12 protein-coding genes are annotated in these 10,336 nt (G+C 65.4%); 6 read left to right on the forward strand and 6 right to left on the reverse strand.

The genetic code is table 11. The annotated features are described in order from the left end of the window. Positions 1-52: 52 nt before the first annotated feature. Positions 53-703, reverse strand: coding sequence for a phosphoribosylglycinamide formyltransferase (gene purN, locus QMZ05_RS04870; protein WP_353699742.1), 651 nt, complete (start codon positions 701-703; stop codon positions 53-55). Then, on the reverse strand, positions 700-1,773 hold the full coding sequence (purM, locus tag QMZ05_RS04875) for a phosphoribosylformylglycinamidine cyclo-ligase (RefSeq protein ID WP_223968010.1): 1,074 nt from the start codon (positions 1,771-1,773) through the stop codon (positions 700-702). Before purM ends, purN begins: the two co-directional genes overlap by 4 nt. 160 nt (positions 1,774-1,933) lie before the next feature. Here purM and QMZ05_RS04880 point away from each other — a divergent pair, with 160 nt between their 5' ends. The 4 genes from QMZ05_RS04880 to ppx all read left to right on the forward strand — a co-directional run bounded on the left by QMZ05_RS04880 (position 1,934) and on the right by ppx (position 7,093). Continuing rightward, the gene (locus QMZ05_RS04880) at positions 1,934-2,476 is read left to right on the forward strand and encodes a CDP-alcohol phosphatidyltransferase family protein (RefSeq protein ID WP_028332358.1); all 543 of its coding nucleotides are present in this window, start codon (positions 1,934-1,936) and stop codon (positions 2,474-2,476) included. 87 nt (positions 2,477-2,563) lie between these two features. Continuing rightward, the gene (locus tag QMZ05_RS04885; protein WP_353699743.1) at positions 2,564-3,241 is read left to right on the forward strand and encodes a DnaA/Hda family protein; all 678 of its coding nucleotides are present in this window, start codon (positions 2,564-2,566) and stop codon (positions 3,239-3,241) included. Between the two features lie 132 nt (positions 3,242-3,373). Further along, complete coding sequence (locus QMZ05_RS04890; protein ID WP_353699744.1) at positions 3,374-5,578, forward strand: RNA degradosome polyphosphate kinase; 2,205 nt, start codon at positions 3,374-3,376, stop codon at positions 5,576-5,578. A 12-nt stretch (positions 5,579-5,590) separates the two neighbouring features. Further along, a complete protein-coding gene (gene ppx / locus QMZ05_RS04895) occupies positions 5,591-7,093 on the forward strand; it encodes an exopolyphosphatase (protein ID WP_353699745.1) in 1,503 nt (500 codons plus the stop codon). 13 nt (positions 7,094-7,106) lie between these two features. Here ppx and QMZ05_RS04900 read toward each other — a convergent pair whose 3' ends face one another. The 3 genes from QMZ05_RS04900 to QMZ05_RS04910 all read right to left on the reverse strand — a co-directional run bounded on the left by QMZ05_RS04900 (position 7,107) and on the right by QMZ05_RS04910 (position 8,713). Beyond that, positions 7,107-7,946 (reverse strand): TerC family protein, encoded by an 840-nt coding sequence (locus QMZ05_RS04900; protein WP_353699746.1) that lies wholly within the window; start codon positions 7,944-7,946, stop codon positions 7,107-7,109. A gap of 112 nt (positions 7,947-8,058) precedes the next feature. Further along, entirely contained in the window at positions 8,059-8,481 is a 423-nt protein-coding gene (gene ndk / locus QMZ05_RS04905; protein WP_050425938.1) for a nucleoside-diphosphate kinase, read from the reverse strand. 91 nt (positions 8,482-8,572) lie between these two features. Continuing rightward, a complete protein-coding gene (locus QMZ05_RS04910; protein ID WP_353699747.1) occupies positions 8,573-8,713 on the reverse strand; it encodes a hypothetical protein in 141 nt (46 codons plus the stop codon). Between the two features lie 118 nt (positions 8,714-8,831). Here QMZ05_RS04910 and QMZ05_RS04915 point away from each other — a divergent pair, with 118 nt between their 5' ends. Beyond that, positions 8,832-9,098: a hypothetical protein gene (locus QMZ05_RS04915; protein ID WP_050627571.1), complete on the forward strand. Its 267-nt coding sequence runs from the start codon at positions 8,832-8,834 to the stop codon at positions 9,096-9,098. Positions 9,099-9,201: 103 nt separating this feature from the next. Here the strand turns inward: QMZ05_RS04915 and QMZ05_RS04920 are convergent, their stop codons facing one another. After that, entirely contained in the window at positions 9,202-9,510 is a 309-nt protein-coding gene (locus QMZ05_RS04920; protein WP_353699754.1) for a hypothetical protein, read from the reverse strand. A gap of 81 nt (positions 9,511-9,591) precedes the next feature. Here QMZ05_RS04920 and QMZ05_RS04925 point away from each other — a divergent pair. Then, a partial coding sequence (locus tag QMZ05_RS04925) for an ATP-binding cassette domain-containing protein (RefSeq protein WP_353699748.1) occupies positions 9,592-10,336 on the forward strand: 745 nt, incomplete at its 3' end.

Below are 10,336 nucleotides of genomic sequence, written 5' to 3' on the forward strand. Positions count from 1 at the left end.
ATCACCCCGGGGGATCCTTCTTGGGGATTTGCGTTGGCGCAGGCGACGCGCCTTAAGGCGCCGGCGCGATCAACGTGCTGCCGGTTGCGGCGCTGCCCTGCGTGCTGCAGCGATCGCCTTCCAGCTTGAGCCGGCCGCTCGCCAGTAGCCGCAGCGCCTCGGGATAGATGCGATGCTCGATTCCGATCACGCGTGCGGCGAGCGTCTCCGGCGTATCGTCGTCGGCCACGGTGACCGCGCCCTGCATCACGATCGGTCCGGCATCGGTCTCCGGGATCACGAAATGCACCGTCGCGCCGGACAGCTTGACCCCTGCACGCAACGCCTGGCCGTGCGGGTCGAGGCCGGGAAAACACGGCAGCAACGAGGGATGGATGTTGAGCATCCGCCCGTACCAGTGCCGCGCGAAATCGGCGGTGAACAGCCGCATGAAGCCACCGAGGCAGATCAGCTCGACCCGGTTGTCGTCGAGCGCCTTTTGCAGCACCGCCTCGAAGCCGGCGCGGTCCTTGCCGAACGGCTTGCTCGCGATGACGATTGTCGGAATGCCGCTGGCAGCAGCCTTCTCCAGCCCGGGCGCGTCGGCGCGGTTGGAGATCACGACCGCGATCTCGGCCGGAAAGTCCGCAGCCTTCGCGGCCTCGATCAGCGCGGCCATGTTGGAGCCGCGGCCGGAGATCAGGATGGCTGTGCGGCGCTTCATCGCGAGAGATCGAGATGACCGTGATAGACCACGCGATGCTCGTCCTTCGCCTCGATCACCTCGCCGAGCAGCGTCACGGTCTCGCCGCCGGCGGTGAAGGCCTCGGTCACCGCATCGACCGCATCAGCCTTGACGATCGCGATCATGCCGATGCCGCAGTTGAAGGTGCGCAGCAGTTCGAGCTCGGCGATGCCGCCCTGCTCCGCCAGCCATTTGAACACCGGCAGCACCGGCAGCCGCGCCAAGTCGATGCCGACACCGAGATGCTTCGGCAGCACGCGCGGGATGTTGTCGGTGAAGCCGCCGCCGGTGATATGGGCGAGCCCCTTCACCGCGCCGGTCTCGCGGATCGCGCGCAGGCAGGATTTCACGTAGAGCTTGGTCGGCGTCAGCAGCGCCGCGCCGAGCGTCATGACCGGTGCGAACGGTGCCGGCGCGTCATAGGCCACGCCGGACAGCTCGACGAGCTTGCGCACCAGCGAATAGCCGTTGGAGTGCACGCCCGAGGAAGCAAGGCCGATCACCGCGTCACCGGCCGCGATATCCCCGGTCGGCAGCAGAGTGCCGCGTTCGGCCGCACCGACAGCGAAGCCGCCGAGGTCGTAGTCGCCGTCCTTGTAGAGGCCGGGCATCTCGGCGGTCTCGCCGCCGATCAGCGCGCAGCCGGATTCGCGGCAGCCCTCGGCGATACCAGCCACGATCTGCGCGGTGGCCTCCGGATGCAGCTTGCCGCAGGCGAAATAGTCGAGGAAGAACAGCGGTTCCGCACCCTGCACGACAAGGTCGTTGACCGACATCGCGACGAGGTCGATGCCGATACCGCCATGGATACCGGTCTCGATCGCGATCTTCAGCTTGGTGCCGACGCCATCGGTCGCGGCCACCAGGACAGGATCCTTGAAGCCCGCGGCCTTGAGGTCGAACAGCCCGCCGAATCCGCCGATTTCAGCGTCCGCGCCCGGCCGTGCGGTGGCCCGCACCATCGGCTTGATCAGATCGACCAGACGATTGCCGGCGTCGATATCGACACCCGAATCCGCGTAAGTGAGCCCGTTTTTGCGCTCGGTCATGCCCAATTCCAGATGATCAGGGGCTGGTTACGAGGAATTCCGCCCCTGCGCAATGGCTCGCGGCGATGCTGTCGCGATACTATGTAGATAACACCCGGCCGCCGCGCAAAAGAGCCGGATATCGAGTAAAATCAGGCTTCTAGCCGGGAAGCGACTCAAGTTGAGCATACCGAACATCATTACCCTCGGCCGCATCATCCTGGTGCCGGTGATCGTCTGGGCCATCGTGTCCAGCCAGATGGAGATCGCTTTCGCGATCTTCGTGATCGCCGGCGTCTCGGACGCGGTCGACGGTTTCCTCGCCAAGCGCTTCAACATGACGAGCGAGCTCGGCGCCCTGCTCGACCCGCTCGCCGACAAGGCGCTCTTGGTGTCGATCTATGTCGCGCTCGGAATCTGGGGCGCAGTGCCGCGCTGGATCGTGATTCTCGTGGTGTCGCGCGACATCATGATCGTCTCCGCCGTGATTGTGTCATGGTTGTTCGACAAGCCGGTCGAGATGAAGCCGCTGATGGTGTCGAAGCTGAACACGGTGGCGCAGGTCGCGTTCGCGGCGTTGGTGCTGGCCTCGCTCGGTTTCGGCTTTCAGCCGCATCCCTACGACCTGATCCTGATGGGCCTCGTCACGATCTTTACTTTGGGTTCGGTGTCCCTCTATCTCGTGGAGTGGGTGCGGCACATGAGCACGATCGAGGCTCGGTAGAGCATGATCCGCAGATCGGTTCTCGCGCGACAAACGCGAAGCGTTAGCGCAGGGATCATGCTAGAATAGAGTGGTTTGGAGACTTGTGTGGCCAGTAGCGTTCAACCTCGTCAATTGGCCTTTGCCTTGCCGCACGAGGAGAAACTGACCCGCGACGATTTCCTCGAGGGCCCTGCCAATGAAGCAGCACTGGCGCTGATCGACAGCTGGCCCGACTGGCCGAATCGAATCATGCTGCTGGTGGGCCCCGACGGGTCCGGCAAAAGCCACCTCGCCGCGATCTGGGCCGAGAGCGCCGGCGCACGCGCGACCGCGGCGCATGCGCTGACCGCCGACACGGTACCGGCAGCACTCGCGACCGGCGCGCTGGTGGTCGAGGATTTGAGGCCGTCGGATTTCGACGAGCGCGCGATGTTTCACCTGATGAATCTCGCGCGTCAGGACGATGCCTACGTGCTGATCACGGCCCGCGTGCCGCCGTCGGCGTTCGAGATCGAGCTGCGCGACCTGCGGTCGCGGCTCCGCGCCGTGCCGACGGTGACGTTGCTGCCGCCCGACGACCAGCTGTTCCGCGGCCTGATCGTCAAGTTCTGCGCCGACCGCCAGATGAGCGTGGACGAGCCGCTGGTCAGCTACCTGACCAACCGGATCGAGCGGTCCTATACCGCCGTCCGCCAGGCGGTCGAGCTGCTGGATACCGAGGCGCTGCGGCTCGGCCGGCCGGTCACCCGGGCGCTGGCGGCGGAGCTGTTGCGGGATGCCTGAGCGGACCTGCGGCTTGACGGCGCGGGCGGGCGGAACGTCAATGTCATCGAAACGTCATCGCAATATCACATGGTCGGTGCGGCCTTCGGCTAGACCGCTCCGGCCCCCTGCCCCGAATTGGACCAGCACTTGATGGACTCGGCACAAGCATCTGAAATCAAAGAGAAAGAGGCGGAACTCCCGCCCGTCCCCGCGATCGCGACCAGCCCCGAGCGATTCATCAACCGGGAGCTCTCCTGGCTGCACTTCAACCGGCGGGTGCTCGAGGAATCGGTCAATCTCGGCCATCCCGTGCTGGAGCGGGTCCGCTTCCTGTCGATTTCGGCGAATAACCTCGACGAGTTCTTCATGGTCCGTGTCGCCGGAATCAAGGCGCAGGTCCGCGAGGGCATCGCCGAGCGCAGCCCGGACGGCCTGCTGCCGGCCGATCAGCTCGTGATGATCAACAAGACGGTGTCGCAGCTCGCCTCCGACCAGCAGGCGATCTGGAGCGATCTGCGCGACATCCTGTCCAAGGTCGGCATCCAGCTGGTCGATGGGCGCGACGTCACCAAGTCCGAGCGCGCCTGGATCGAGGATCACTTCCTCCACAGCATCTTCCCGCTGCTGACGCCGCTGGCGATCGACCCGGCGCATCCGTTCCCGTTCATCCCGAACCTCGGCTTCACGGTCGCGCTGCAATTGTCGCGGATCGCCGACGGCAAGGCGATGAACGCGCTGATCCGCATGCCCGGCAAGATCGACCGCTTCATCCGCATTCCCTCGTCGAAGGAAGGCGCGCCAGCGCGCCTGATCACGCTCGAGCAGGCCACCGGCCTGTTCATCGGCCGCCTGTTCCCCGGCTACACCGTCAAGGGCCAGGGCGCGTTCCGCATCATCAGGGACTCCGAACTCGAAATCGAGGAAGAGGCCGAAGACCTCGTTCGCCTGTTCGAGACCGCGCTCAAGCGCCGCCGGCGCGGGTCGGTGATCCGGCTCGAAATCGAAGCCTCGATGCCCGAAGAGCTGCGCGTCTTCGTGCAGCACGCCCTGTCGGCAGCGGACGATGAGGTGATCCTGGTCGACGGCGTGCTCGCGATGAACGAGCTGTCGCAACTCACCCGCCTCAATCGCCCCGACCTCGAATTCCCGCCCTATGTGCCGCGCCATCCCGAGCGCGTGCGCGACCATGGCGGCGACATCTTCGCCGCCATCCGCCAGAAGGACCTCGTGGTCCACCACCCCTACGAATCCTTCGACGTCGTCGTCCAGTTCCTGCAACAGGCGGCGCGCGATCCCGACGTGGTCGCGATCAAGCAGACGCTGTATCGCACCTCGAACAACTCGCCGATCGTGCGTGCGCTCGCCGAAGCCGCCGAAGCCGGCAAGTCGGTGACCGCGCTGATCGAACTCAAGGCGCGGTTCGACGAGGAAGCCAATATCCGCTGGGCGCGCGACCTCGAACGCGCCGGCGTGCAGGTGGTCTACGGCTTCATCGAACTGAAGACGCATGCCAAGCTGTCGATGGTGGTGCGCCGCGAGGGCGGCAACCTCACCACCTATGTGCACACCGGCACCGGCAATTATCATCCGGTCACCGCGCGCATCTACACCGACCTCTCCTATTTCACCTCGGATCCGATCATCGGCCGCGACGTCGCCCGAGTGTTCAACTACATCACCGGTTATGCCGAGCCGAGCGACATCGAGAAGATGGCGGTGTCGCCGCTGACGCTGCGCAAGCGGATCATCGAGCACATCCACGGCGAGATCGCCCACGTCAAGCACGGCCGGCCCGGTGCGGTCTGGATGAAGATGAATGCGCTGGTCGACCCCGACATCATCGACGCGTTGTATGAGGCCTCGCAGGCCGGCGTCTCGGTCGAGCTCGTGGTGCGCGGCATCTGCTGCCTGCGGCCCGGGCTGCCCGGATTGTCGGAGAACATCCGCGTCAAATCGGTGATCGGCCGGTTCCTGGAACACGGCCGAATCTATTGCTTCGGCATGGGCCAGGGCCTGCCGAGCACAAAAGCTGCTGTGTATATCTCGTCCGCCGACATGATGCCGCGCAACCTCGACCGCCGCGTCGAGGTTCTCTGTCCGCTGCAAAATCCCACGGTGCATCAGCAGGTTCTCGAACAGATCATGGTCGCGAACCTGAAGGACACCGAGCAGAGCTGGCAATTGTTGCCGGACGGATCGTCAACGCGTATGAAGGCCGCGAAAGGCGAAGAGCCCTTCAACCTGCATGACTATTTTATGACAAATCCGAGTCTGTCCGGCCGTGGTAAGTCTCTCAAGGAATCTTCACCGCGCCGTCTCACGCGTCGCAACGAGCGTCAGCAGCCATCGTCTTAAGGGGGCCTTACGGTGAAGCGGCCGCGGAAGCGCGCTTCCAGCGTCGCTGTGATCGATATCGGCTCGAACTCGGTTCGTCTCGTGGTTTACGAGTCGATGGCGCGCAGCCTCATCACCATCTTCAACGAGAAGGCGCTGTGCGGGCTCGGGCGCGAGGTGCAGAGCACCGGCCTGCTCGCAACCGATGCGGTCAACAAGGCGCTCACCGCGCTGCGCCGCTTTCGTGCGCTGTGCAGGATCCAGCAGGTCGGCCGGGTCTACGCGATCGCGACCGCCGCCTGCCGCGACGCCAAGAACGGTCCGGACTTCATCGCCAAGGCCGAGCGGATCTGCGGCGCCAAGATCGAGATTCTCACCGGACCGCGTGAAGCGAAGCTGTCGGCGCTCGGCGTCGTCTCGGGCATACACAATCCGAACGGCATCGTCGGCGATCTCGGCGGCGGCTCGCTCGAGCTGATCGACGTCAAAGGCAACCGCGTACGCAGCGGCGTGACGTTGCCGCTCGGCAGCCTCGCGCTGCAGGACCTCTCGAACAAATCGCTCAAGCGCGCCGAACGTATCGCCAAGAACGAGCTGCTCGGCGTCGCGCAGCTCAAGACCGGCCGCGGCCGCACCTTCTACGCGGTCGGCGGCACCTGGCGCGCGCTCGCGCGCATCCACATCATCCAGAGCGGCTATCCGCTCAAGGTGATGCACGGCTATTCGATTCCAGCGGTCGACGCGCTCGACTTCGCGCAGCGGCTGCGGCGGCTGGCGGCCACCAACATGCTGGCCAACATCGAATCGATCGCCGATGCGCGGCGGCCGCTATTGGCCTACGCCGCGCTCGTGCTCGAATACATCATCCGCGTCGCGCAGCCGAAGACCATCGTGTTCTCGACCTTCGGCGTGCGCGAGGGCCTGCTCTACGAAATGCTGCCGCCGGCCGAGCGCGCCAAGGACGGGCTGGCCTGCGCCGCCCAGAACCTCAACGTATTGCTGTCGCGCTCCGCCCGCCACGCCCAGGAACTGACCGCCTGGACCGACCGCCTGGTGCGCGTCGTCAGGCTGCGCGAGACCGAGGAAGACCGCAGGCTGCGTCACGTCGCCTGCCTGCTCTCCGACATCGGCTGGCGGGTGCATCCCGATCATCGCGGCGAGGAAACTCTCAGCCTGATCATGAACGGCAATTTCGGCTCGATCACGCATCAAGGGCGCGCCTTCGTCGCGCTCTCGGTGTTCTATCGCTACGCCGGCCTCAGCGAGGAAAACGAGCCGCCGCCGCAGATCCGCTCGCTGGTGACGCCGGCGATGGACGAGCGCGCGCGCGTGCTCGGCGCCGCGTTCCGCGTCGCACATCTGATTACGGCGGCGCGCACCGGCGTGCTGCCGGCAACCCATTTCCGCACCCAGGGCCGCAAGCTGATGCTGGTGTTCGAGCACCGGATGGTGGATCTGGTCGCCGATCGCGTCGGCAGCCGCTTCAGGCAGTTGGCACGGCTGGTCGGGCGCGCCGGCTCGATCGTGCGGCGCTAGAGAAAAATCCCGTTCACGCCGCCTTGGCGGCATGCTTGGCCTTCCTGAGCGCGTGGCGGCGCCAGATCGATCCGATGGCCAGCACCACGACGATGCCGAGCACCGCGAGCGTGATCTCGCCGCCGCTGCCGCCATGCGCGAATTGCGGTGACATCCCGGTCGACGTCAGCCAGGAATCGAGCCTGGCGCCGAGCGGTCCGGCGAACAGCGTATCGAGCTTCGGATGCACGGCCGGATCGGTCGCGATGACGTCACCCGCGATCCAGCCGAGCAGCGCGGCGCCGGCCCAGACCAGGATCGGCAGCTTGGTCAGCAGCGCCATGATCAGCGCCGCGCCGGCAACGATCAGGGGAACGCTGATCGCAAGGCCGAGCACCAGCAGCGGCACGCTGCCATTGGCAGCCGCCGCCACCGCGATCACATTGTCGAGGCTCATCACGATGTCGGCGACGACGACAATCTGGACCGCGGCCCACAGATGCGAGGCCGCATGCACGCTGTCCTCGTCCTCCTGCTCCGGCACCAGGAGCTTGGCGGCGATCACGATCAGCGCCAGTCCGCCGACGAGCTTCAGGTAGGGCAGCTCCATCAGGCTGGCGACGATGCCGGTGAAGATGACGCGCAGCAGCACCGCCGCGGCAGCGCCGAGAATCATGCCCCACAGGCGCTGGCGCGGCGCGAGCCCGCGGCAGGCCATCGCGATCACGAGCGCGTTGTCGCCCGACAGCAGGACGTTGATCCAGATGATCTTGCCGACGGCGACCCAGAAGGTCGGCGTCGCCATCTCGTTCTTGAACTCGGTGAAGAACGCGCCGATGTACGCCGGATCAAAGATCTGCCACAGCCAGTCCACAGCGAGTCCTATTCGGCCTTGCGGCCGCCCCTGGCGGCGGTCGTCCGCCGCACCCCAGTCTATTTCGACACGGTCTCTTTAGGGAGACCGTGTCACTTTCAGTTGTACGTCGTTAGCCGACGATTTCGTTACCGGCGAAGAACTGCGCGATCTCGATCACCGCGGTCTCCGGCGCATCCGAACCGTGCACCGAGTTCTCGCCGATCGACTTCGCATAGAGCTTGCGGATGGTGCCTTCGGCGGCCTTCGACGGATCGGTCGCGCCCATCACGTCGCGATACTTCAGGATGGCGCCCTCGCCTTCCAGCACCTGGACCACGACCGGGCCAGAGGTCATGAAGTCGACCAGTTCGCCGAAGAACGGGCGCGCCTTGTGGACGGCGTAGAAGGTCTCGGCCTGGCCGCGGGTCATCTGGATGCGCTTCTGCGCCACGACCCGCAGGCCCGCCTTCTCGATCACCGCATTGACCGCGCCGGTCAGGTTGCGCTCGGTGGCATCGGGCTTGATGATCGAAAAAGTGCGTTCAATCGCCATGATTTCGTCCTTGTAAACGGTGGCTGGGAGTTGCCGGGGCTTATATCGGCGCGATGGGGTAACGGCAAGCGACCCTGTGACGCGTTAGCCTTTAGTTTTGATGGATTTTCGCGGCGAAAACCGTCGTCCAGACGGTCTCCGGACAGGTGCGGCTCGGCTGGCTTACCGCGATTTCACCTAGGTGAACCCATTCTGTCAGCGCCGTGCCGCTGCCGTTCAGCTCCACCCGCATAGGCTGTCCACTGATCGGACGCCTTGCTGGCCCCCAAATCCGCAAGCCTCACAGGACGTCTCGGGAAACGATGTCATCGCGGGCGCGCAGCGCGCGCCCATAGCTCGAGGAGACGATCATGTTACGCAAGATTTCGCTTGCCGCTATTGCCGCAATTTCGCTCGGCGCCGCCGCGCTCGCCCCGACCTCCGCCTCTGCCTGGGGCGGTTGGCACGGCGGCTGGCACGGTGGATGGCACCACGGCTGGTGGGGTGGCCCGCGCGTCATCGTCGGAGGTCCGGCCTACTACGGCGGTTACGGATATGGCTACGGCGGCTGCTACGTGCGCCGCGTGGTGCCGACGCCGTGGGGTCCCCGCTGGCGCCTGGTCAATCGATGCTACTGATCCATCAACTCTATCGCCTGCTCCCCTGACTGAACTCAGCCCCGGCCTCGCGCCGGGGCTTTTTTCTGGCCGGGAACCCAACCAGGTGATGCGCCTCACTACCTCAAGGCGAGAGTAAGGCGGCGCGGAAACCAAATTCGGGGGTCGTGACTTGTCTTGGCGAGGAGCTACTCGAACATGCGAGGTGGAACTCGCCGAAAGACGTGTCATGACGATAACCGAGATCAACAACGACCCCGATCAAATTGATCGCAAGACCTGCCGTTACATCTGCGACGCCGTGGGTGAACGGCTCCAGCAAAGCTTGCGGCCAGAGCCCGCGCTTTCGTCCCGCCTGCAGCAACTCCTCGAGGAGATGCAACGGCGGGAAAACGATCACCATTAGGTATTGCGGGCTCAGCAGCAGCCCCATTGCGTTTTTGCAACAGCCGTCCGGAGAGATTTTTACAAGTAGACGGGTTGCGTTTGGCAGCGGGTCCGGTGACAACGCTGCATGCTCTCCATCACTGACATCTCAATCCGGATCGCCGGACGGCTGTTGATTGATCACAGTTCTGTGCAAATCGTGCCCGGCGCGCGCGTCGGATTTGTCGGCCGGAACGGCGTCGGCAAGTCGACGCTGTTTCATGCCATCCGCGGCGACCTCCCGACCGAGAGCGGCAGCATCGCGCTGCCGCCGCGCTGGCGGATCGGCAGCTTGGCGCAGGAAGCGCCCGACGGGCCGGAAAGCCTGATCAACGTCGTGCTGAAGGCCGACCTCGAGCGCGACGCGCTGCTGCGCGAGGCCGAGACTGCGCACGACCCCCACCGGATCGCCGAGATCCAGACCCGGCTGGTCGACATCGACGCCCACTCCGCCCCCGCCCGCGCCGCGGCGATCCTCTCCGGCCTCGGCTTCTCGACCGCAGACCAGGCGCGGCCCTGCGCGGAATTCTCCGGCGGCTGGCGCATGCGCGTCGCGCTGGCAGCGACGCTATTCTCCGCGCCCGACCTGCTGCTGCTGGACGAACCGACCAACTATCTCGATCTCGAAGGCACGTTGTGGCTCGAGAACCACCTCGCCAACTATCCGCGCACGGTGATCGTGATCAGCCACGACCGCGACCTGCTGGACACCTCGGTCGATCAGATCCTGCACCTCGATCGCGGCCGGCTGACGCTCTACAAGGGCACCTATTCCTCATTCGAGGAACAGCGCGCCGCGCGCGAACTGCTCGACGCCAAACACGCCAAGCGGC

This window comes from Bradyrhizobium sp. INPA03-11B (assembly GCF_040446015.1).
GTDB lineage: Bacteria > Pseudomonadota > Alphaproteobacteria > Rhizobiales > Xanthobacteraceae > Bradyrhizobium > Bradyrhizobium macuxiense_A.